We start from the raw sequence: 21,656 nt of genomic DNA, 5'->3' as shown, positions 1-21,656 counted from the left end.
ACCCTTAGTCGATCTGTTTTTGCCACGCGGCGAACAGGCCGCCGCATATCGCGATGCCAACCAGAAAGTAGAAGCCGTCCAGCGACGCCAGAAAACTGGCCTGTTGCGCAACCGCCCGGCTGATTTCCACTATCGCAAGCGAATGCGCCTCGGACGCCGAGCGGCCGGCGGCGCTGAAGCCGCTGGTCAGCGCCGCGAGCGAATTCTGGAACAACGGATTGTACGGATTCACGAACTCCGCGAGGCGAGCTTGATGCAGCGCCTGCCGATGTTGTTCGACGATGATTACCGAGGCCGTCGCGAACGAGATCGTCAGTTGCCGCACGATGTTTTTCAGCCGGTAGCCGTGCGTGAATTCTTCAATGGCGAAGATTCTAAACGTCAGATTGGCGACCGGCAGCACGATGAACAGTAACAGCAAGCCGCGCAGCAGCATCGGCACGACCAACGCGGCTTCGCCGACGCCTGGCGACATGCGCGTCATCCAGGCCGCGGCAAATGCGGCCACCGCGAAGCCCGGCACGATGATCCACTTCTTGCGCGGCAGGAGCTTCGCGTAGCGCAGGTAGACGAACAGGGCGCTCGCCGAAATCAGCGACGTCACGCCGACCAGTCGCCCGGCATTCTCGACCGGATAGCCGAGGCCGCTCTCGAGAAAGCGCGACGTCAGATAGCTGAACACCGTCGAGATGTAGTAGTAGAACATGTACAGCACGAGCCCGACCTGAAACACCTTTTCGCGCAGCGCGTGCAGACGCATCAGCGGCGCCGGATGGTGCCATTGCTGGTACGCGAACCAGCCGAGCGCGACGATGCCCGCGACCGTCAGCAGAATCAGTCCCGGTGAGGCGCTGAACAGTTGGAACCGCACTTGTTGCATGACGATTTGCAGCGCGCCTTGCGCGAACGCGAAGATCAGGTAAGGCCAGAAATGCGCCGCGCCGCGTTCTTCCGGCAAACGGTTGCCGGTGTCGGGCAGAGCGAGCAGGGCAAGGACGGCAAATAGGACGCCCACCGGGGCGGTGCAGGCGAACAGCGCACGCCAGTCGAAATGCGCGACCAGTTGACCGCCGATCAGCGGAGCGAGCGCACTGCTCAACACGATCAGCACCAGAAAAGCGCGCGTTGCGGCGGGTCGCTGCCGTGGCGTAAAGCTCATCTGGATCAGGATGCGGCAGGTGCCCATCATCGGGCCAATGAAGTAGCCCTGAAAGCCGCGGGCGAATGCGAGTTCGATCGACGACTCGCACAGCGTGGCGGCGATCGCGCCCATTGAATAGAGCAGCATGCAGCCGGCGACGTAGCGCCGGTAACCGAAACGCTCGACCCACCATTGCTGCTGCAGGATGCCGAGCACGGCCGCCACCGCGTAGGCGCTCGACGCCCATACCAGTTCATCCGGCGACGCATTGATGCCGCCCGCGATGTAGCTGGTGAAAAACGAAAAGATCGCGTTGTCGAAATAGTCGAGGCCGGTGACGACGGCCAGCACCCACGGGAAAAAATCGCCGCGCAGTTTCGCGGCACTAAACAGCGGTACGCGAGAGGACGTGGCGCTCATGCGGATTTGTCTGGCTCTGCGGCGCCGGGTGCTGCTTCATCTTGGGTCTTCCGGCGTTTCGCGGACGGACCCGCCGCCGCTGCGGCGCGTGCGTTGCGTCGTTGCTCGAGCAGAACGTCGGCGTTTTCTCCCGCGAGGCGGCGCTCTAGATAGTCGAGATCGGGCGCCAACTCGGTCCGCAGCTTCTGTGCTTCCTTGAGTTCGCGGCGCATCGCTTCGATGCGCGTGTCGAGGGCGCTGACCTGTTGCGCGAGGGCGTCACGAATCTGCTGCAGCGATTCCTGCGAGTAACGGTGGCCGCCCTCGACTGCTTCGAGTGGGCGTTTGAGCATCTCGGTGACGCCATGCAGCGAGAATCCGAGTGAGCGCAAACGCAAAATGCGGCCGAAGCGTTTGAGATCTTCTTCGTCGTACAGCCGGTAACGGCCTTCGCTCCGGCTAGGCGAAACGAGGCCTCGCTCCTCGTAGTATTTCAGCGTGCGCGGCGTGACGCCGAGGCGCTCGGCGGCGTCTCGCACGGTCAGCAGAGTGGGCGAGTCCTTTGACATAGGAGTTGGCGGGTTGGATAGATTAACCGCATTATAGTGCAACGTGTACGTTCACGTTTAGGTTGGCAGGGCCGCTTGCATTTGAATGAGCGCGGTGCTTGTATGTCATTGCAGGTGCTACAGACGAAAAAAAACCGCTCGTTTGCGGCGAGCGGCTTTCTTGTGCGGTGCGGTTGCTTGCTTCTGGTGCAGCCTTGGGGCTTAAGCCTTAGCTGCCGCCGCCACGGCGCATCATGTCGAAGAACTCGGAGTTGCTCTTCGTCTGGCGAATCTTGTCGAGCAGGAATTCCATCGACTCGACTTCGTCCATGTCGTGAATGAACTTGCGCAGCACCCAGATCTTTTGCAGCACTTCGGGCTTGATCAGCAGTTCTTCACGGCGCGTGCCGGACTTGTTGAGGTTGATCGACGGATAGACGCGCTTTTCAGCAAGGCGACGCTCCAGGTGCACTTCCATATTGCCGGTGCCCTTGAACTCTTCGTAGATCACGTCGTCCATGCGGCTGCCGGTTTCGATCAGCGCCGTACCGATGATGGTGAGCGAACCGCCTTCCTCGATATTGCGCGCCGCGCCGAAGAAGCGCTTCGGACGTTGCAGCGCGTTGGCGTCGACACCACCCGTCAGCACCTTGCCCGAGGCCGGCACGACGGTGTTGTACGCACGCGCGAGACGCGTGATCGAGTCGAGCAGAATCACCACGTCGTTCTTCATTTCGACGAGGCGCTTGGCTTTTTCGATCACCATTTCGGCGACTTGCACGTGACGCGCAGCCGGTTCGTCGAACGTGGAGGCGATCACTTCGCCGGCCACCGAACGCTGCATTTCGGTCACTTCTTCCGGGCGTTCGTCGATCAACAGCACGAACAGCACGACATCCGGGTGGTTCTGCTTGATGGCGTGCGCGATGTGCTGCAGCATCACCGTCTTACCGGACTTCGGCGATGCAACCAGCAGGCCGCGCTGGCCCTTACCGATCGGCGCGATCATGTCGATGATTCGGCCCGTGACGTTTTCTTCGCCACGCATTTCACGTTCGAGCAGCAGCACCTTGTTCGGGTGCAGCGGCGTCAGGTTTTCGAACATGATCTTGTGCTTCGAGGCTTCCGGCGGCTGGCCATTGACCTTGTCCACCTTGACCAGCGCGAAATAGCGTTCGCCGTCTTTCGGCGTGCGCACTTCGCCTTCGATCGTATCGCCCGTGTGCAGGTTGAAGCGGCGGATTTGCGACGGGCTGATGTAAATATCGTCCGTGCTGGCGAGATATGAGGTTTCCGGCGAACGCAGGAAGCCGAAGCCGTCCGGCAGCACTTCGAGCGTGCCGTCGCCGAAGATCGTGTCGCCCGTTTTGGCTCGTTTTTTTAGAATGGCAAACATCAATTCCTGCTTGCGCAGGCGGTTTGCACTTTCGATCTCGAGGCCATTGGCCATCTCGATCAATTCGGACACGTGCAGAGTCTTAAGCTCGGATAAATGCATACGGAGAACCCGCAGGAGAAGGTGCGACGAAATGAAATCTGGGAGGAGAGTGAGCGGAACCGCTCAAGGACTTACACGTCTTTTCGACGTTTTGCGGATTCTAGCATAGCACACGCCAAATTCCGTCAGTACGACGGTTTGGCATCTTTCTTATTAGGCGTGTTGTCGCTGGACAACACGCCTATAGCAGCGCACCTGAAGGTCCCGAGGGCATCACGCGCGCCAAGGCGACCGTTTTACAGGTTGCCGTCGAGGAACGCGGTGAGTTGCGACTTCGACAAAGCGCCGACCTTCTGCGCGGCGACAGCGCCGTTCTTGAAGAGGATCAGCGTAGGGATGCCGCGCACGCCGAACTTGACCGGCGTCGATTGATGTTCGTCGACATTGATCTTGGCGATTTGCAGGCGATCGGCGTAATCCTTCGCGACTTCGTCGAGGATCGGCGCGATCATCTTGCACGGACCGCACCATTCAGCCCAGAAATCGAGCAGCACGGGTTTATCGGATTTCACGACGTCCTGTTCGAACGATGCGTCGCTAATATGCTTGATTGATTCGCTCATTGTATGAATACCTCTATCGGTTCGAGGCCCGCCTGAATTGCTCGCCACGATACGTCAAAATCTAGGGAAACTTCCGTTCGCTTTGCCGCAATCGGAGCCTTACCTGCACACGCCTGAAATGGTCCAAAGACCCATTCCGGAATGCGCGGAAAGCTCGCGTCTGCGGGTCATCCGTACCGGAGTTTAGCTTAATTCGCTATGCGTTGCCGGTGGTGATAGTACTCATCAAGGGCAGTGGGGCCAACGGCTGCCGGTGAAGCACCGCTACGTTCTGATAACCGCGACGCAGCTTATCTGGTGGCGGGCAGCGCAAACTCAAGTGACCCGGACGCGTCATTCGAGGGGATTGTCTATATGGTACGAAGCGCCTGATTCGGCGCGTCGATGTCGGTTTGGTCGTATTAACAGTCGCGCGACGGGCCAAGCGGTGATAGAATGTTTCGTGACGGGCCTCCTCGCATGGAGGGATGGTCAACCTGGTCAGGTCGGGAACGAAGCAGCCACAGCCGTTTTCCACCAGTGCCGAGGGTCAGGCTCGTCACCTTCCTTTTTTCTGTTTTTCCTCTGCCGTACGCCCCATCTTCTGTTTACCCCAAGCGCTCTCTCACAGACGCCGCGGTGGCATTTCTCGCGCGCTTCATCTATTTTTTCTATCGGTCCGTTAGCCTGTTTCAATGAAGCGGCAACACGCGTTCGCGCGCCGTCTCGATTCGGTTTTGCGCGCCATCGTTACTGATACAATTTCCGGATGACCTATCAAGTTCTCGCACGCAAATGGCGGCCGAAGGATTTCGCTTCGCTCGTCGGACAGGAGCACGTGGTGCGCGCGCTCACGCACGCGCTCGACGGTGGCCGTCTGCATCATGCCTATCTGTTTACCGGCACTCGCGGCGTCGGCAAAACCACGCTGTCGCGCATCTTCGCCAAGGCGCTGAATTGCGAAACCGGCGTGACCTCCACGCCGTGCGGCGTGTGCCGCGCGTGCCGCGAGATCGATGAGGGCCGTTTTGTCGATTATGTCGAGATGGACGCGGCGAGTAACCGCGGTGTCGACGAAATGGCGGCGCTGCTGGAGCGTGCGGTTTACGCGCCGGTCGACGCGCGCTTCAAGGTCTACATGATCGACGAAGTGCACATGCTGACCAACCACGCTTTCAACGCGATGTTGAAGACGCTGGAAGAGCCGCCTTCGCACGTCAAATTCATTCTTGCTACCACCGATCCGCAGAAGATTCCGGTCACGGTGCTGTCGCGCTGTCTGCAGTTCAATCTGAAGCAGATGCCGGCCGGGCACATCGTGTCGCATCTCGAGCACATTCTTGGCGAAGAGAAGGTGCCGTTCGACGCCCAGGCATTGCGCCTGCTCGCGCGCGCGGCCGACGGCTCGATGCGCGACGCGCTCTCGCTGACCGACCAGGCGATTGCCTATTCGGCCAATCAGGTGAATGAAGAAGCGGTGCGCGGCATGCTCGGCGCGCTCGATCAAAGCTATCTGATTCGCCTGCTCGACGCGCTTGCCGATGGCGACGGCGCCGCCGTGCTGTCGGTCGCGGACGAGATGGCGTTGCGCAGCCTGTCGTTTTCGACGGCGTTGCAGGATCTGGCGAGCCTGTTGCACCGAATCGCGTGGGCGCAGTTTGCGCCGTCGTCGGTGTTGGACGAGTGGCCGGAAGCGGGTGATCTGCGTCGTTTTGCGGAAGCGCTGAGCGCCGAGCAGGTGCAGTTGTTCTATCAGATTGCGACCATCGGCCGAAGCGAACTGGGTCTCGCGCCTGACGAATACGCCGGTTTCACGATGACGCTGTTGCGCATGCTGGCGTTCGAGCCCGCGCCCACTGGTGGTGGGGGCGGCGCGGCTGCGGCGCGAGCGGCAGGGCCGGCGGGGGCGGGTGGCGCTAAACGCACCGGCTCGCCGGCAGTCGCTGCGCAACAGGCGGTGGCGTCGTCGCGTGCGGTTGACGCGGCCGCCGCCGTGCCGGTGCGTTCGGCAAATCCCGTGGCGGAAGCGAAGCCTGCGATGCCGGATACGCAGCACGTGGCGTCGGCGGAGCCTGGTGAAAGTGTTGACGCGCTGAAACCAGCTATTGGTGAGGCGCCGATTGTTTCCAAGTCTGTATCCTCGCCAGCTTCTGGCGAAGCGAGCACGGCGCCTGACGTCACCGCCGCATCGGCTTTAGCGCCGTGGCAGGAAGAAGCGCCCGCCGAACCGGTTCTGAGCGATTCGGCACCTGCACCTGCGGACACGAGCGTGCCCCAAGCGGCACCGATGCCCGAAGCGATGTCCTCGGCACCGGCGGCCGAAGCGACGGAAATTATCACAGCAACAAAAGTAGCGGCTGTGCCGGTGACCGAAGCGGCCGAATCGACCGCAGCAACGAAAGCAGCAACGAAAGCAGCAAATGCACCGGCCTTGGCACCGTGGGACGACGCGCCCACCGAGCCAGCCTGGAACGAAGCACCCGCTGCCGCCGTGCCTCAGGAATCGGCGCCCGCGTCTCCGCTCACTGCCCCGGCCGCTGCCGCGTCCGCGCGGGCAGAAGAGGCCGCACCCGCGAGAACATCGCAAGAATCGCAGCCCGCAGCCGATATCCCGCCGCGCCGCGCAGGCGGCGCGAGCGACGCGCTCAATGTATTGCGCAGCGCCGGCCTGAAAGTGTCGTCGGACCGTGGCCGCGCTACATCAGCAGCCTCCACCGCCAAACCCGCAGCAGCCCCAGCCACGCCTAAGCCCGCCGCCCCCCGCGTGGTCGTCAATGTGCCGACACCGGGCGCCCCGCGCCGCGCGCCGCAACAGGACGCCGCTCCGGCGGCACGTGCGCCGTCGCCGCAAGCCCAGGAGCAGAACGGCTCGTCGAGCGCACCGTGGGACGACATGCCGCCGGATGAATACATGCCGCTCACGGCCGCGGACGAAGGCTATTACGGCCTGCCGGACGACAACTACATGCCGGTGTTCGACAGCGGACCCGACGACGTTCGCGTGAACGCCACGCCTGCGTCGGCCCCCGCACCTGTAGTCGACAAGCGGCCGTTGCCGCCCGCCGTGCCGCTCGATCCGCTGGGTTTCCAGGGCGACTGGCCCGCGCTCGCCGTCGACCTGCCGCTCAAGGGTATTTCGTATCAGCTCGCCTTCAACAGCGAACTGATGGCGCTCGAAGGCAGCACGCTGAAACTGAACGTGCCTGTGCCGCAATACGCGGAAGCCTCGCAGGTCGCTAAACTGAAAGTCGCGCTCGCGGAAAAGCTCGGCCAGAACGTCGACGTCCTGGTCGAAGTCGGCCCGGCGCGCCGCACCGCGGCCGCGCACGACGCAGCCATGCGCGCCCAGCGTCAGCAGGAAGCCGAGCGCGAAATCGGCGCCGATCCGTTCGTGCAGTCGCTGATCCGCGAGTTCGGCGCGAGCATCGTGCCCGGCTCGATCCGCCCGATTACGCAGGACGCCGGCCCGAACGGCGCGCCGTCCGCTCACTGATTCGCCGCGCCGTGCGGCGCACCCGATTTTTCGGATTTCACGCTTTCAAGAAGGAGCATGTCCATGATGAAAGGCCAACTCGCCGGGCTGATGAAGCAGGCCCAGCAGATGCAGGAAAACATGAAGAAGATGCAGGAGCAGCTTGCATTGATCGAAGTCGAAGGACAGTCGGGCGCCGGTCTCGTCAAGGTGACGATGACCTGCAAGAACGACGTGCGCCGCGTATCGATCGATCCGAGCCTGCTCGCCGACGACAAGGACATGCTGGAAGACCTGGTCGCCGCTGCGTTCAACGACGCCGTGCGCAAGGCCGAAGCCACCGCTCAGGAAAAGATGGGCGGCATGACCTCGGGTCTGCCGCTGCCGCCGGGCTTCAAGCTGCCGTTCTGAGCGTCGGCGCTGCAAGAAGGGGCTCATGCCGCGGCTTTGAGCGCGGCATGAGTTGAATACGCGAGCCGGGCTCGTTCCAATACCTGCTCGGTTCGCAGTTCCCGGTGCGTGCAAGTTTCGCATCGGTGCAGTTCAGGTCGGTCACCGAGCTGATAGCAATAACCAGAAACAACCGCATCGCCACCCGCATACCGGGCCATACCGGGCAACACCCACTTCGACACCGCCGATCCGCATGAAACAACCTTCCGCCTTGTCGGCGCTCGTCGAAGCGCTGCGCGTGCTCCCCGGTGTCGGGCCTAAATCCGCGCAACGCATGGCGTATCACCTGATGCAGCACGATCGCGACGGCGCCGAGAAGCTCGGCCGTTCGTTGCTGTTCGCGACTGAACATCTGCAGCACTGCGAGAAGTGCAACACCTTTACCGAAGCGCAGATCTGCGAGGTCTGCCTTGATGAGGAACGCGATCCCGCGTTGTTGTGCGTCGTCGAGACGCCCGCCGACCAGATCATGCTCGAACAGACGATGACCTATCGCGGCCTCTATTTCGTGCTGATGGGGCGGCTCAGCCCGCTCGACGGCATCGGCCCGAAGGAGATCCATTTCGACCGCCTGGTCAAGCGCGCGTCGGATGGCATCGTCAAGGAAGTCGTGCTCGCAACTAATTTCACGAACGAAGGCGAGGCCACCGCGCATTACCTGGGGCAGACGCTCAAGGCGCGCGGTCTTGCCGTGACGCGCCTCGCGCGCGGCGTGCCGGTGGGCGGCGAACTCGAGTATGTCGACGCCGGCACGATTGCCCGCGCGATGCTCGACCGCCGCTCGATGTAGCACGACGTGACCGGCAGCGGCATGCCGCGGCGCCTGCAATACCTGAACGCGCCGGGCTGGACCGCTCCGCGGTGCGTCCAGCCGTGCCGCGCCAAGGCAAGCACAGAACACAGAGGAGACACATGAGCGTCAATCCCGATCCCAACGCCACCGCCACGCCGAAAGGCCCGCTCGCCGGCGTCAAGGTACTCGAGCTCGGCACGCTGATCGCCGGCCCGTTCGCCGCGCGCTTTCTCGGCGAGTTCGGCGCCGACGTCATCAAGATCGAAGATCCCAAAGGCGGCGATCCGCTGCGCAAATGGCGCAAGCTTTATCCGGAAGTCGGCGGCACGTCGCTTTGGTGGGCCGTTCAGGCGCGCAACAAGAAATCCGTCACGATCAATCTGAAAGCCGAAGAGGGCAAGGAGATCGTGCGGCGTCTGGCGAAAGAAGCCGATATCGTCGTCGAAAATTTCCGGCCGGGTTTGCTGGAGAAGCTCGGGCTCGGTTATGACGTTCTGTCGGCGGAAAACCCCGGGCTCGTGATGGTGCGTCTGTCCGGCTACGGCCAGACCGGACCTTATCGCGACCGGCCAGGATTCGGCGCGATCGCCGAATCGATGGGCGGCTTGCGCCATATCACCGGCTATCCGGATTTGCCGCCGCCGCGCATCGGCATTTCGATCGGCGATTCGATTGCCGCGCTGCACGGCGTGATCGGCGCGTTGATGGCGCTGCATCACAAGCAGGTGAATGGCGGCAAGGGGCAGGTCGTCGACGTCGCGTTGTACGAAGCGGTTTTCAACATGATGGAGAGCGTGGTGCCGGAGTACGGCGTGTACGGCATGGTGCGCGAGCGCACCGGCGCGTCGCTGCCGGGGATCGTGCCGTCGAACACCTATCCGTGCCGCGACGGCAGCATCGTCATCGGTGGCAATAGCGATCCGATCTTCAAGCGCCTGATGATCGCTATCGAACGCGAAGATCTGGCGAACGATCCGGCTCTCGCGCACAACGACGGCCGCGTGCCGCGTACCCAGGAAATCGACGGCGCGATCGCCGCGTGGCTCGCGACGCGCACCATCGACGAAGCGCTCGCCGTGCTGAACGCCGCCGACGTGCCGGTCGGCCGGATTTACAGCGTCGCGGACATGTTCACCGATCCGCAATACATGGCGCGCCAGATGATCCAGCGCTTCAAATGGCAGGACGGTCAGGAGATCACGCTGCCGTCGGTGACGCCGAAACTCTCGGAAACCCCCGGCGAGACGCGCTGGTTAGGCCCGGAACTGGGTGAACATACCGATGAAGTCCTTCAATCACTGGGTTATGATTCTGACCACATTGCAAGGTTGCATGCGCAACAGATTGTGTAAGTGAGCGCGCGGCAAAAAGACAACAAAAGTTCGGAGACTAGGGACCATGCAACGCAGAACCTTCCTCGCCGGTGGCGCGGCGCTCGCGGGCGCCACGTTCGCCGCCACGCCGTTCGCTTTCGCACAGGGCAAGCCCGAAACCACCAAGGTGGCGATCGCAGTCGGCGGCAAAAACCTGTTTTATTACTTGCCGCTCACGATTGCCGAGCGCCGCAATTACTTCAAGGACGAAGGGCTCGACGTCGAAATCTCGGATTTCGCCGGCGGCTCGCAAGCGCTGAAGGCGGCGGTGGGTGGCAGTGCGGATGTGGTCTCCGGCGCGTTCGAACACACCTTGCTGTTGCAGGCGCAAAAGCAGTCGTTCCGCGAATTCGTGCTGCAAGGGCGTGCCCCGCAGATCGTGCTCGCGGTGTCGAAGAAGGCGATGCCGAACTACAAGTCGATCGCCGATCTGAAAGGCAAAAAAATCGGCGTGACCGCGCCGGGTTCGTCGACCTCGATCATGGCGAGTTTCGTGCTGGCGAAAGCCGGGTTGACCGCGAAAGACGTTTCGTTCATCGGCGTGGGTGCAGGGGCTGGCGCGATTGCCGCGCTGCAGTCGGGCCAGATTGACGCCATCGCCAATCTCGACCCGGTGATGACCAAGCTCGAACGCACCGGCGAGATTCGCGTTGTGTCGGACACGCGCACGTTGGCCGATACGCGCAGCGTGTTCGGCGGCGACATGCCGGCGGGGTGTCTGTACGCGTCGCAGAGCTTCATCACGAAGAATCCGAACACCACGCAGGCGCTGACCAATGCAATGGTGCGCGCACTCAAGTGGCTGCAAACGGCGACCGGCAGCGAGCTGATCAATACCGTGCCGGAAGGCTATCTGCTCGGCGACCGCGCGGTGTATCTGGACGCGTGGCAGCACGTGAAGGAAGCCATGTCGCCGGACGGTCTGATGCCCGCCGATGGCCCGGCCACGTCCCTGAAAACCCTGCAGGCGTTCGACCCGAACGTGCAGGGCAAGCCGATCGATCTGTCGAAGACGTGGACCAACGACTTCGTCAAGAAAGCGCTGACGACGGTCAAGGCCTGAGTGCTGTCAGTCACTATGGGGCGAAAGACAGCACGTGCCGCATTCGCCTCGACCACCGTCGTCATGACGACGTGACAAACCGAAATCGATCTTCGAAGCGAGTCGAACGATGACCGTTGCCGCCCTGGCGCTCGACAACATCACCTGCACCTTCGCTGCGCGGGACAACCGCGCGCAGCGCTATACAGCGGTCAAGGACACGACCTTGCGCATCGCGCCGGGCGAATTCGTCTCGGTGGTCGGTCCGACCGGTTGTGGCAAATCCACTTTGCTGAACGTCGGCGCGGGTTTGCTGGAGCCGTCGTCGGGAACGGTCAGTGTGTTCGGCGAACCGCTCAAGGGCATCAACCGGCGAGCCGGCTATATGTTCCAGGCCGACGCGCTGATGCCGTGGCGCTCGGCTATCGACAACGTGATGGCCGGGCTCTCGTTTCGCGGCGTGCCGCCGGCCGAAGCGCGCAGCAAAGCCGACGAGTGGTTAAAGCGCGTGGGACTCGGCGGTTTCGGCGATCGCTATCCGCATCAACTGTCGGGCGGCATGCGCAAGCGCGTCGCGATGGCGCAGACGCTGATCCTCGATCCGGACATCATCCTGATGGACGAGCCGTTTTCCGCGCTCGATATCCAGACACGTCAGCTGATGGAAAATGAGTTGCTCGACCTGTGGGCCGCCAAACGCAAAGCGGTGCTGTTCATCACGCACGATCTCGACGAAGCGATCTCGATGTCCGACCGCGTGGTGGTGCTGTCGGCGGGGCCGGGCACGCATCCGATCGGCGAATTCACAATCGACCTGCCGCGTCCGCGCGACGTCGCCGAAATTCGTGCGCATCCGCGTTTCGTCGAGTTGCATGCACAGATCTGGAGCGTGCTGCGCGATGAGGTGCTCAAGGGTTATCAGCAGCAACTCACGGCTGTTTAAGCAGGGCGCGTAGTTGCGTTGCGTACTTGCGTTACGAAGTGACGGCACGTACGAATATCCGTAGTTAAGTCCTGTTTGTTGCGTCCAGTATTGGCGTCGATCAATCGTCTAAGGCAAACCGAGTCATGTGGAAGACGTTGCGCCCGAACCGGGCGAACCTGGTGATCTGGCAGTGGCTGCTGCTCGTGCTGTGCTTCGTGCTCTGGTACGTGCTGACCAGTCCGACCTTGCTGCCGGCGTTCTATTTCGACGATCCGAACAAGGCCGCGTTCTTCTTCGGCGAGCCGCAGAAGGTGCTGCAGCGCATCTGGGAGTGGTTCACGGGCGGCGAAATCTATCTGCACCTGTGGATCACGCTGGTCGAAACGGTGCTCGCGTTCGTGCTCGGCACTGCGCTCGGGCTCGGCGTCGGTCTGTGGCTTGCACTGTCGCCGCTCGCGAGCGCGCTGTTCGATCCGTACATCAAGGCCGCTAACTCGATGCCGCGCGTGATTCTCGCGCCGATCTTCAGCGTGTGGTTTGGCCTCGGCATCTGGTCGAAGGTGGCGCTGGGCGTCACGCTGGTGTTCTTTATCGTGTTCTTCAACGTCTACCAGGGCGTGAAGGAAGTGAGCCCGGTCGTGCTTGCCAACGCGCGCATGCTCGGCGCGAATCGCAAACAGTTGCTGCGTTTTGTGTACCTGCCTAGTGCGATGAGTTGGGTGTTTTCGAGCCTGCACACGTCGGTGGGCCTCGCGTTCGTCGGTTCGGTGGTGGGGGAATATCTTGGCTCAGCGCGCGGCGTCGGCTACCTGATTCTGCAAGCCGAAGGCACTTTCGATATCAATACGGTGTTCGCCGGGATTCTGGTGTTGACCGCGTTCGCGCTGATTCTCGACGCCATCGTCGGGATTGGCGAGCGGCGGCTGATGAAGTGGCAGCCGAAGTCGGGTGATACGGAAAAGCTGTAGCCCCACATTCCTGAAGGCTCAACAAAAACGGCGTGCGGTTTAGAACCGCACGCCGTTTTCCGTTTTCTTGCCGCTCGAGGGAGCGGCTGCGTCACCGCATGGTGCCTAAGGCGTAATCACTATCTTCCCGATTACTCGGCGCTCCGCCATATCGCGCAACGCGCGGCCAGTGTCTTCGAGCGAATAACGTTCCGACACATAGGGCTTGAGCTTGCCCGCGCCGATCCAGCCGGTCATCTGCTCGAACGCGGCGTGATTATGTTGCGGCTCGCGTTTCGCAAAGTCGCCCCAGAACACGCCGACCAGACTCGCGCCTTTGAGCAGCGTCAAGTTGAGCGGCAACTTCGGGATCTCGCCGTTCGCAAAGCCAACCACCAGATAACGCCCGCGCCAGCCGATGCTGCGAAACGCCGGTTCCGCATACACACCGCCGACCGGATCGTAGATCACGTCCGGACCCTTGCCGTCGGTCAACGCCTTGATACGTTCGCGCAGGTCTTCGGTGCTGTAGTTGATGGTGGCGTCGGCGCCGTGCTTCACGCAGGTGGCGAGCTTCTCGTCGGTCGACGCCGCCGCGATCACGCGTGCGCCGAGCGCCTTGCCGATTTCGACCGCGGCGAGTCCGACGCCACCCGCCGCACCCAACACCAGCATCGTCTCGCCGGCCTTCAATTGCCCGCGATCGACCACCGCGTGATGCGACGTGCCATAGGCCAGTGTGAACGCGGCGGCCAACTCGAAGTCGACGCCGTCTGCCAGCGGCACGCACGCCGTGACCGGCGCCAGCGCCTGCTCGGCAAAGCCGCCCGAGCCGGTGAACGCGACCACGCGTGAGCCCGGCTTGAACTGCGTTACACCGGCGCCGACTGCGCGCACGACGCCCGCGACTTCCGAGCCGGGCGTAAAGGGCAGGGGCGGTTTGAACTGGTATTTGTTCTCGATGATCAGCACATCGGGAAAGTTGACGGCCGCGGCCTTGACGTCGATCACGACGTGGCCGGGCGGCGGCTCGAGGTCAGGCAGATTTTCGACGACCAGGCTCTCCGGCGGCCCATACTGATTACAGCGAATCGCGCGCATCGTGTCTCCATATCGATCAGGGGTTCGCAACTATTCTGAGTGTAAAACAATCCGCACGACCGTGCGTTTTTATTGTTCGAAGCCGGTTCGTGCGCGATCGATACCCATCGGCGCGGGGCCCGGCGCGTGCGCTTTGCATGGGATGCGCGCATGGCCTGCCGTGTCGTTCGCGTGCCTTCTTTCCTCGGTTACAATCGCCGGATGCGAATCCTACTCAGCAATGACGACGGTTATCTGGCGCCCGGCCTTGCCGCGCTTTACGAAGCGCTCAAGCCGATCGCGGACGTCACCGTGATGGCCCCCGAGCAGAACTGCAGCGGCGCGTCCAATTCCTTGACGCTGTCGCGTCCGCTTTCGGTGCTGCGCTCGGCGAACGGTTTCTACTATGTGAACGGCACGCCAACCGACTCGGTGCACATCGCGCTGACCGGCATGCTGGACCACACGCCGGACCTGGTTGTCTCGGGCATCAACAACGGCCAGAACATGGGCGAGGACACGCTCTATTCAGGCACCGTCGCAGCCGCCACCGAAGGCATCATGTTCGGCGTGCCGGCCATCGCTTTCTCGCTGGTCGACAAAGACTGGGTGCATCTCGAAGACGCTGCGCGCGTGGCCGCCGAGATCGTCGCGCACTACCTCAAGCAGCCGTTGCCGGGGCATCCGCTCCTGAACGTCAATATTCCGAACCTGCCGTATGAGCAACTCGACGGCTGGCATATCACGCGTCTTGGCAAGCGGCATCCGTCGCAGCCGGTGATCCGCCAGACCAACCCGCGCGGCGAACCGATCTACTGGATCGGCCCGTCGGGCAGCGCGCGTGACGCGAGCGAAGGCACCGATTTCCACGCTGTCGCCAACGGCCAGGTGTCGATCACGCCGTTGCAGCTCGACCTGACCCACACGCAAATGCTGCCCGCAGCGCGCGACTGGGCGCGCGCCGGTAGCGGCGCTTCATGACGAGCGAGCGCGCAAAGCGCTTTCCGCTGGGTCTCGAGGACCTGGTGCGCGAGCCGCGCCGGCCCGAAGGGCGTCCGGGCGAAGTGCGCGCAGCGGCACTTGCCGCGAGCGCGGCGCTGAACGCACGCCAGCAACCGGCGAAGAACTCGCCGCTTGGCTCTGCGGGGAAGACTCCGGCGAAGTCGCCGGCGAGAGCGCAGACCCAACCGCAAGCGACATCGCAAGCAAAGGCGAAGGCGCCGATCAAGGCGCCGGTGAACCCGACGCTGAAACCGGCTGTCAGCACCCAGGCCAAGCCGCAAGCCAAACCACACGCAACAACCGTCGCGCAAGGGTCGCCTGCGCGCGCCGCGCCAAAACCGGCGCCGGTGAACAAACCCGCCGCCAAACTCAACGAGCGCGCCTCCGTGCCGAACGTCGCATTGAACGGCGCTTTGGCACTGACTTCGGAACGGGTTCGCGAACGGATGGTCGAACGCCTGCGTGCGAATGGCGTAACCGATCAGCGCGTGTTGAATGCGATGTCGGTGGTGCCGCGCCACATGTTCGTCGATCCGGGCCTCGCGGCCCAGGCCTACGAAGATGCCGCGCTGCCGATCGGCCATCACCAGACGATCTCCAAGCCCTCCGTGGTCGCGCGGATGATCGAGCTGGCGGCCGCCGGCCGCGCGTTGAACACCGTGCTCGAAATCGGTACCGGTTGCGGCTATCAGGCGGCGGTGCTGAGCCAGGTCGCGCGCGATGTTTACTCGATCGAACGCATCAAGCCGCTGTCCGAACGCGCGAAGACAAACTTGCGTCCGCTGCGCATTCCGAACATCCGGCTGCACTACGGCGACGGTCGCCTGGGGTTGCCGTCGGCGGCGCCGTTCGACGCGATCGTGATCGCCGCAGCAGGACTCGATGTACCGCAAGCATTACTTGAACAACTCGCGATCGGCGGCCGTCTGGTCGCGCCGGTCGGCTCGCAGGAAGGCCAGAACCAGGTGCTGACTCTGGTCGAACGCCTCGGACCCGCGCAGTGGCGCGAGTCGCGGCTTGATCGCGTTTTCTTTGTACCCTTAAAATCCGGAGTGATTTGACACCGATGAGTATGTTGCGCGCGATGCAAAGAACCAGACTGACTATCCCTATGACCGTAACCCAGCGTAGCGTGTGCGTGCTCGCCTTGTCCCTGTTGATGTCGGCCTGTGCGACCCGCCTCGATCAGGCGCCGGTCGTCGACCGTTCCGGCAGCGGTGCGCTCGGCACGCAAGCCGCGCAACAGCCGGCCGTGCCGCTCGGACCGCCGCCGCCGGGCTACTACCGCGTGAAGCCGGGCGATACGCTGTATCGGATCGCGTTGGAGAACGGCCAGAACTACCGCGACATTTCGACGTGGAACAATCTCACTAACCCGAATCAGATCGAAGTCGATCAGTTGCTGCGCGTCGTGCCGCCAGGCGCGAACACCGCCGCGCTGACGCCGGGCGTGTCGACGGCGCCGATTGGCGGCGGTGGCGCGGTGCAGAGCGCACCGCTTGGCAGCACGCCGCCGACGGCAGGCGTCGCGGCGCCGCCGATTTATGGTTCGGGTGCGAACAACGCCTCGCTGACGCCGCCGGCCAACCCGGGCGCAGCGAGCGACTCGAGCGCCGGCGCGTCAGGCAACGTGGCGTTCTCATGGCCGGTGCGTGGACCGATGCTCGGCACATTCAACGATTCGACCAACAAGGGTATTAATATCGGCGGCGCGGCTGGCGACCCGGTTAAGGCTTCTGCGGATGGGCGCGTGGTTTATGCCGGAAATGGGCTGCGTGGTTACGGCAATCTCATTATCATCAAGCATGATGCAACTTATCTCACGGCGTATGCACACAACCGCGCTTTGATGGTAAAAGAGGGAGATGCGGTAACCAAAGGGCAGAAGATCGCCGAGATGGGCAATAGCGATTCCGACCGCGTGATGTTGCATTTCGAAGTTCGCCGCCAGGGTAAACCTGTCGACCCACTGAAGTATTTGCCGCCGCAATAAGCGATACGACCATGCCGAAATCGAAGCGCCGCCTGCCGCAAGCCGAGTCTGAGACGATTAGCCGCGTCACGCCCGCTTCGGTGGAGGAAAGCGGCGCTTCGGAAGTTGAAGAAGAGATCGCAGAGGAGCGCGACCTCGACGAACGTCAGGGCGGCGCGGAAGAACCCAGCGAGGCCCGCGAAGTCCCTGCCGACGCAGACGACTTCCGCGCGCTGCTGCAAGCCGAGCTGACGGCCGACACGATTCAGCACTACCTGAATCGTATCAGCGTCAAGCCGCTCCTGACGGTCGAGGAAGAGCAGAAGTATTCGCGTCTGGCGAAGGCGGGCGAGTTCGAAGCGCGGCAAGTGATGATCGAGCGCAATCTGCGGCTCGTCGTCAGCATCGCAAAGGGTTACCTGAACCGCGGCGTGCCGCTGCTCGATCTGATCGAAGAGGGCAATCTCGGCCTGATGCACGCCATCGAGAAATTCGATCCCACGCGCGGCTTCCGTTTCTCGACCTATGCCACATGGTGGATTCGCCAAAGCATCGAACGCGCGATCATGAACCAGGCGCGCACGGTGCGTTTGCCGGTGCACGTGATCCGTGAGCTCAATCAGGTGCTGCGCGCGAAGCGCCATTTGGAAAAGAATTCGATGAATTCCGGCGAGGCCGCCGAGCGCCGCGACGCCAGCATCGACGACATTGCCTATCTGACCGGCAAGACCACAGACGAAGTTACCGACATTCTCGCGCTGAACGAGCACACCGCGTCGCTTGACGCGCCGCTCGATCTCGACCCGGCGAGCAGCTTGCTCGACCTGCTGTCCGACGACCAAAGCCAGTCGCCGGATGCCGAAGTGCAGCACCGGGAGCTGGAAACGCTTACACGAGCGTGGCTCGCGCGGCTGTCGGACAAGCATCGTCATGTGATCGAGCGTCGCTTCGGGCTGAATCACATCGAGCCCGCCACGCTCGAAGAGCTGGCTGATGAAATGGGCCTCACGCGCGAGCGTGTGCGCCAGATCCAACAGGAAGCGCTGGTGCGGCTGAAGCGCTTCTTTGCCTCCAACGGTGTTCGGAAGGACGCCGTTCTATAACCTGATGACACCGATTCTTGTTTTCGACATCGAGACGATTCCCGATGTCGCCGGCATTCGCCGCCTCGAAGATCTGCCCGCCACGCTAAGCGACGCCGAAGTCGCCGAGCACGCTTTTGCCGCGCGCCGCGAAAAGACCGGCAGCGATTTCCTGCCGCACCACCTGCAGCGGATCGCCGCCATTTCCTGCGTGTTCCGCGACAACAACGGTTTCCGTGTGCGCTCGCTCGGCACGCTGGAAGACGGCGAAGCCGCGCTCGTACAGTCGTTTTATCGCGTGATCGAAAAATACACGCCGCAGCTCGTGTCGTGGAACGGCGGTGGGTTCGACCTGCCAGTCCTGAACTATCGCGCGCTGGTCAACGGCATTCCCGCCTCCCGTTTTTGGGACCTCGGCGAGGACGACCGCGAGTTCAAGTGGAACAACTACATCAGCCGCTATCACTCGCGTCACACCGATCTGATGGACGTGCTGGCGATGTATCAGGCGCGCGCCAATGCGCCGCTCGACGCGCTCGCGAAGATGTGCGGCTTCCCCGGCAAGATGGGCATGGACGGCAGCCAGGTATGGAACGCTTACCAGGAAGGCCGCATCGAGGAAATTCGCAACTATTGCGAGACGGACGTCGTCAATACGTACCTGCTGTATTGCCGCTTCCAGCTGATCCGCGGCGCGTTTTCGGCCGAAGAGTATGCTGACGAGATCAACCTGGTCAAGAATGCGCTGGCGCTGGAGGCGGCGCCGCAATGGGCCGAGTATCTGGCCGCATTCGATCAGTAAGCGGTTTGCTCATCAGTCTCGTTGTAGCGAAACCGTTCGCCGCACACTAACGCGGTTGAGCGTCTGACGGCAGCCGCCTTAGTGTGAAGTCGGGCGCAAGCGCCAGGGTTCGCCGTATGCTAATCGTGATCGAAGCGATCGGTGTGCGCGGCGCTTCGTCTACAATCTCGCCTTTCCCCAAGTTTGTCAGGAAGTCGCAGGTGTCCCGAACTGCCCCCCAACGCCGCTCGCCGAAGCGCCAGAAGGCGCCCGCTCCGGCGAAAGCGCACGTCATTACCGGCAATGAGCCGATCATCGAAATCGTTTCGCTCGACATGGAAGCGCGCGGCGTGGGCCGCATCGAGAGCGAAGACGGCACGCCCGGCAAGGTGATTTTTGTCGAAGGCGCGTTACCCGGCGAGCGTGTCAGCTACTCGACGCATCGCAGCAAGCCGAAATTCGAGCAGGCTGAGGTCGTCCAGGTGTTCCGCGAAAGCGTGCTGCGCACCAAGCCGAAATGCACCTACTTCGATATCTGCGGCGGCTGTTCGATGCAGCATCTCGACATCCGCGCCCAGATCGCCGTCAAGCAGCGCGTGCTCGAAGACAACTTCCAGCATCTGGCGAAGCTGCGCCCGGAGACCGTGTTCCGGCCGATTCACGGGCCGGCCTGGGGATACCGCTACCGCGCGCGCTTGGCTGTGCGCTACCTGCCGGAAAAGGGCGGCATGCGCATCGGCTTCTACGAGAAGAAGAGCAGCTACATCTCGGACATGAAGACCTGCGAGATACTGCCGCCGCACATCTCGGCGATGCTGATGCCGCTGCGGTTCATGGTCCGCAAGCTGTCGATTTACGATCGTATGCCGCAGATCGAGCTCGCGGTCGGCTCGTCGGTCACCGCGCTGGTGCTGCGCAATCTCGCACCGATCACCGCCGCCGACGAGCAGGTACTGCGCGATTTTGCCGACGAACACAAGATCCAGTGGTGGTTGCAGCCGGGCGGTCCTGACACGGTTGCGCCGTTCTATCCGCTCGACGCGCAGCTCGACTACACGCTGCCCGAATACAACATCCGGATGCCGTTCAAGCCGACCGACTTCACCCAGGTGAATCACGCGATCAATCGCGTGCTGGTGAGTCGTGCGCTGCGTCTGCTGGCCCCGTCCAGCACGGACCGGGTGCTCGACCTGTTCTGCGGAATCGGCAACTTCACGCTGCCGCTCGCGCGGATTTCGAAAGAAGTGATGGGGATCGAAGGCAGCGAAGTGCTGACTTCGCGCGCGCTTGCCAATGCCGAGCTGAACGGTGTGGCGGGCCATACGTCGTTCGCTTGCCGCAACCTGTTCGAAGTCACCGCCGACGACATTCGCGCGCTCGGCCATTTCGACAAAATCCTGATCGACCCGCCGCGCGAAGGTGCGCTGGCTGTCGCCAAGGCGCTCGCGGAGATTGCGCAGAGCGGCAATGGGCCGTTGCCCAAGCGTATTGTCTACGTGTCGTGCGCGCCCGCCACGCTCGCTCGCGATGCGGGCCTGCTGGTGCATGAGGCCGGCTATCGGCTGGTGGGCGCGGGTGTGGTGAACATGTTCCCGCACACCTCGCACGTGGAGTCGATTGCGTTGTTCGAGCGGGACTGAGGGCGCGGGTTGCCGGCTGGTGCTGCACAGGCTGACGGCGACTGCGGAAACAAAAACGCCACGACCGAAGTCGTGGCGTTTTTGTTTAAGGCAGCTAGTCGAGGCTTAGAACTGCCACCACGACTTTTCCTTACCGGGCCTTGCGTGACCCGTGATATACGGGCTGTCAGGGAAGGTGCCGGCCAGAATGCGCTTCGTGTCGTCAGCCAGTTGCGGCTGGTTCAGCTTCTCATACGACAGCATCATGATGTGCAGTGCGTCTTCGATAGCCGGTGCGTTCTTGTATTCCTTCAACGCCAGTTGCGCGCGGTTGATCGCGGCGACATACGCGCCACGGCGGTAGTAATAATCCGCCGCGTGGACTTCGTGCGACGCCAGCGCGTTCACGATATAGCGCATGCGTTGCGCGGCGTCCGGCGCATACTTGCTGTTCGGGTACTTGTCGACCACGACCTTGAACGCGTCATACGACTCGCGCAGCGACTTCGGATCGCGCTCGCTCATGTCCTGGCCGGAGAAGCGGCCGAACAGACCGAGGTCGTCGTTGAAGTGGATCATGCCCTTCAGGTAGTACGCGTACGCGATGTCCGGGTGATCCGGGTGCAGCTGGATGAAGCGGTCGATCGCCTGGTCGGCGGCGGCGTTTTCGTTATCCTTCCAGTTGCAATACGCGACGTTGATCTGCGCTTGCTGGGCAAAGTGGCCGAACGGATCGCGGCCTTCGAGCATCTCGAAATACTTGGCGCACTTGCCGAAATCACCACCGGTCAGAGCGTCGTTCGCCTCCGTATATAATTTGTTGTTGTTCCACGTAGCCGTCTCGTCGGTCTTTTCCGGCAGGCCGTGGCAAGCCGCAACAACGGCGACGGCTGCGGCGCACGCAATGTATCCGGCCACTTTCCGGGCCATCTTCTTGATGACCGCCAAATTGATCGCCGCTTTAGTGATGGTGTTCAAGGCTCGCAT

At 62.6% G+C, this 21,656-nt stretch carries 19 protein-coding genes and 1 other RNA gene; 14 read left to right on the top strand and 6 right to left on the bottom strand.

All coding sequences use genetic code 11. The annotated features are described in order from the left end of the window. Window positions 1–4: 4 nt before the first annotated feature. The 4 genes from KHO33_RS06360 to trxA form a co-directional block, all read right to left on the bottom strand. Window positions 5–1,561, bottom strand: coding sequence for an MFS transporter (locus KHO33_RS06360; RefSeq protein ID WP_054039464.1), 1,557 nt, complete (start codon window positions 1,559–1,561; stop codon window positions 5–7). Beyond that, entirely contained in the window at window positions 1,558–2,109 is a 552-nt protein-coding gene (locus KHO33_RS06355) for a MerR family transcriptional regulator (protein WP_054039466.1), read from the bottom strand. The genes KHO33_RS06360 and KHO33_RS06355 overlap by 4 nt, the downstream gene beginning before the upstream one ends. A 208-nt stretch (window positions 2,110–2,317) precedes the next feature. Further along, on the bottom strand, window positions 2,318–3,586 hold the full coding sequence (gene rho / locus KHO33_RS06350) for a transcription termination factor Rho (RefSeq protein WP_006048863.1): 1,269 nt from the start codon (window positions 3,584–3,586) through the stop codon (window positions 2,318–2,320). A gap of 236 nt (window positions 3,587–3,822) precedes the next feature. Next, entirely contained in the window at window positions 3,823–4,149 is a 327-nt protein-coding gene (trxA, locus tag KHO33_RS06345; protein ID WP_054039468.1) for a thioredoxin TrxA, read from the bottom strand. A 444-nt stretch (window positions 4,150–4,593) separates the two neighbouring features. Here trxA and ffs point away from each other — a divergent pair. The 8 genes from ffs (at window position 4,594) to KHO33_RS06305 (ending at window position 13,154) form a co-directional block, all read left to right on the top strand. Further along, window positions 4,594–4,692: signal recognition particle sRNA small type (gene ffs / locus KHO33_RS06340), an RNA gene on the top strand. Between the two features lie 205 nt (window positions 4,693–4,897). After that, window positions 4,898–7,621 carry a DNA polymerase III subunit gamma/tau gene (gene dnaX / locus KHO33_RS06335; RefSeq protein WP_200564508.1) on the top strand — a complete coding sequence of 908 codons (2,724 nt, stop codon included), beginning with the start codon at window positions 4,898–4,900 and terminating at the stop codon, window positions 7,619–7,621. Between the two features lie 63 nt (window positions 7,622–7,684). After that, window positions 7,685–8,011, top strand: coding sequence for a YbaB/EbfC family nucleoid-associated protein (locus KHO33_RS06330; protein ID WP_007182071.1), 327 nt, complete (start codon window positions 7,685–7,687; stop codon window positions 8,009–8,011). Window positions 8,012–8,246: 235 nt separating this feature from the next. Continuing rightward, window positions 8,247–8,843, top strand: coding sequence for a recombination mediator RecR (recR, locus tag KHO33_RS06325; RefSeq protein WP_063496327.1), 597 nt, complete (start codon window positions 8,247–8,249; stop codon window positions 8,841–8,843). A gap of 122 nt (window positions 8,844–8,965) precedes the next feature. Further along, on the top strand, window positions 8,966–10,198 hold the full coding sequence (locus KHO33_RS06320) for a CaiB/BaiF CoA transferase family protein (RefSeq protein ID WP_093632646.1): 1,233 nt from the start codon (window positions 8,966–8,968) through the stop codon (window positions 10,196–10,198). Between the two features lie 46 nt (window positions 10,199–10,244). Beyond that, window positions 10,245–11,282, top strand: coding sequence for an ABC transporter substrate-binding protein (locus KHO33_RS06315; protein ID WP_054039472.1), 1,038 nt, complete (start codon window positions 10,245–10,247; stop codon window positions 11,280–11,282). Between the two features lie 109 nt (window positions 11,283–11,391). Beyond that, window positions 11,392–12,204: an ABC transporter ATP-binding protein gene (locus tag KHO33_RS06310; RefSeq protein ID WP_054039474.1), complete on the top strand. Its 813-nt coding sequence runs from the start codon at window positions 11,392–11,394 to the stop codon at window positions 12,202–12,204. 125 nt (window positions 12,205–12,329) lie between these two features. After that, window positions 12,330–13,154, top strand: a complete 825-nt coding sequence (locus tag KHO33_RS06305; protein ID WP_200564509.1) for an ABC transporter permease — start codon at window positions 12,330–12,332, stop codon at window positions 13,152–13,154. A gap of 105 nt (window positions 13,155–13,259) precedes the next feature. On the opposite strand, the gene KHO33_RS06300 is transcribed toward KHO33_RS06305, so the two are convergent. After that, complete coding sequence (locus KHO33_RS06300) at window positions 13,260–14,234, bottom strand: NADPH:quinone oxidoreductase family protein (protein ID WP_200564510.1); 975 nt, start codon at window positions 14,232–14,234, stop codon at window positions 13,260–13,262. 201 nt (window positions 14,235–14,435) lie between these two features. On the opposite strand from KHO33_RS06300, the gene surE reads away from it, so the two are divergent. The 6 genes from surE (at window position 14,436) to rlmD (ending at window position 20,690) form a co-directional block, all read left to right on the top strand. Continuing rightward, the gene (surE, locus tag KHO33_RS06295) at window positions 14,436–15,194 is read left to right on the top strand and encodes a 5'/3'-nucleotidase SurE (RefSeq protein WP_054039538.1); all 759 of its coding nucleotides are present in this window, start codon (window positions 14,436–14,438) and stop codon (window positions 15,192–15,194) included. Beyond that, on the top strand, window positions 15,191–16,276 hold the full coding sequence (locus KHO33_RS06290) for a protein-L-isoaspartate(D-aspartate) O-methyltransferase (protein WP_200564511.1): 1,086 nt from the start codon (window positions 15,191–15,193) through the stop codon (window positions 16,274–16,276). The genes surE and KHO33_RS06290 overlap by 4 nt, the downstream gene beginning before the upstream one ends. 5 nt (window positions 16,277–16,281) lie before the next feature. Continuing rightward, window positions 16,282–17,208 (top strand): peptidoglycan DD-metalloendopeptidase family protein, encoded by a 927-nt coding sequence (locus KHO33_RS06285; protein ID WP_093632652.1) that lies wholly within the window; start codon window positions 16,282–16,284, stop codon window positions 17,206–17,208. An 11-nt stretch (window positions 17,209–17,219) separates the two neighbouring features. Continuing rightward, a complete protein-coding gene (gene rpoS / locus KHO33_RS06280) occupies window positions 17,220–18,290 on the top strand; it encodes an RNA polymerase sigma factor RpoS (RefSeq protein WP_054039479.1) in 1,071 nt (356 codons plus the stop codon). 4 nt (window positions 18,291–18,294) lie between these two features. Continuing rightward, entirely contained in the window at window positions 18,295–19,071 is a 777-nt protein-coding gene (locus KHO33_RS06275; RefSeq protein ID WP_200564512.1) for a 3'-5' exonuclease, read from the top strand. 200 nt (window positions 19,072–19,271) lie between these two features. Continuing rightward, window positions 19,272–20,690, top strand: coding sequence for a 23S rRNA (uracil(1939)-C(5))-methyltransferase RlmD (gene rlmD, locus KHO33_RS06270; RefSeq protein ID WP_200564513.1), 1,419 nt, complete (start codon window positions 19,272–19,274; stop codon window positions 20,688–20,690). A gap of 105 nt (window positions 20,691–20,795) precedes the next feature. On the opposite strand, the gene KHO33_RS06265 is transcribed toward rlmD, so the two are convergent. After that, window positions 20,796–21,599: an outer membrane protein assembly factor BamD gene (locus tag KHO33_RS06265; RefSeq protein ID WP_172737781.1), complete on the bottom strand. Its 804-nt coding sequence runs from the start codon at window positions 21,597–21,599 to the stop codon at window positions 20,796–20,798. Window positions 21,600–21,656: the final 57 nt, after the last annotated feature.

The organism is Paraburkholderia nemoris (assembly GCF_905221015.1).
GTDB classification, from domain to species: Bacteria; Pseudomonadota; Gammaproteobacteria; order Burkholderiales; family Burkholderiaceae; genus Paraburkholderia; species Paraburkholderia nemoris.
The sequence above is the reverse complement of the archived record's forward strand: the minus strand, read 5'-3'. Positions and strand labels throughout refer to the sequence as shown.

Coding starts and splice junctions, on each gene's coding strand:
- KHO33_RS06360 (WP_054039464.1), bottom strand. CDS start 1,561: ATGAGCGCCACGTCCTCTCGCGTACCGCTGTTTAGTGCCGCGAAACTG.
- KHO33_RS06355 (WP_054039466.1), bottom strand. CDS start 2,109: ATGTCAAAGGACTCGCCCACTCTGCTGACCGTGCGAGACGCCGCCGAG.
- rho (WP_006048863.1), bottom strand. CDS start 3,586: ATGCATTTATCCGAGCTTAAGACTCTGCACGTGTCCGAATTGATCGAG.
- trxA (WP_054039468.1), bottom strand. CDS start 4,149: ATGAGCGAATCAATCAAGCATATTAGCGACGCATCGTTCGAACAGGAC.
- dnaX (WP_200564508.1), top strand. CDS start 4,898: ATGACCTATCAAGTTCTCGCACGCAAATGGCGGCCGAAGGATTTCGCT.
- KHO33_RS06330 (WP_007182071.1), top strand. CDS start 7,685: ATGATGAAAGGCCAACTCGCCGGGCTGATGAAGCAGGCCCAGCAGATG.
- recR (WP_063496327.1), top strand. CDS start 8,247: ATGAAACAACCTTCCGCCTTGTCGGCGCTCGTCGAAGCGCTGCGCGTG.
- KHO33_RS06320 (WP_093632646.1), top strand. CDS start 8,966: ATGAGCGTCAATCCCGATCCCAACGCCACCGCCACGCCGAAAGGCCCG.
- KHO33_RS06315 (WP_054039472.1), top strand. CDS start 10,245: ATGCAACGCAGAACCTTCCTCGCCGGTGGCGCGGCGCTCGCGGGCGCC.
- KHO33_RS06310 (WP_054039474.1), top strand. CDS start 11,392: ATGACCGTTGCCGCCCTGGCGCTCGACAACATCACCTGCACCTTCGCT.
- KHO33_RS06305 (WP_200564509.1), top strand. CDS start 12,330: ATGTGGAAGACGTTGCGCCCGAACCGGGCGAACCTGGTGATCTGGCAG.
- KHO33_RS06300 (WP_200564510.1), bottom strand. CDS start 14,234: ATGCGCGCGATTCGCTGTAATCAGTATGGGCCGCCGGAGAGCCTGGTC.
- surE (WP_054039538.1), top strand. CDS start 14,436: ATGCGAATCCTACTCAGCAATGACGACGGTTATCTGGCGCCCGGCCTT.
- KHO33_RS06290 (WP_200564511.1), top strand. CDS start 15,191: ATGACGAGCGAGCGCGCAAAGCGCTTTCCGCTGGGTCTCGAGGACCTG.
- KHO33_RS06285 (WP_093632652.1), top strand. CDS start 16,282: ATGAGTATGTTGCGCGCGATGCAAAGAACCAGACTGACTATCCCTATG.
- rpoS (WP_054039479.1), top strand. CDS start 17,220: ATGCCGAAATCGAAGCGCCGCCTGCCGCAAGCCGAGTCTGAGACGATT.
- KHO33_RS06275 (WP_200564512.1), top strand. CDS start 18,295: ATGACACCGATTCTTGTTTTCGACATCGAGACGATTCCCGATGTCGCC.
- KHO33_RS06265 (WP_172737781.1), bottom strand. CDS start 21,599: ATGGCCCGGAAAGTGGCCGGATACATTGCGTGCGCCGCAGCCGTCGCC.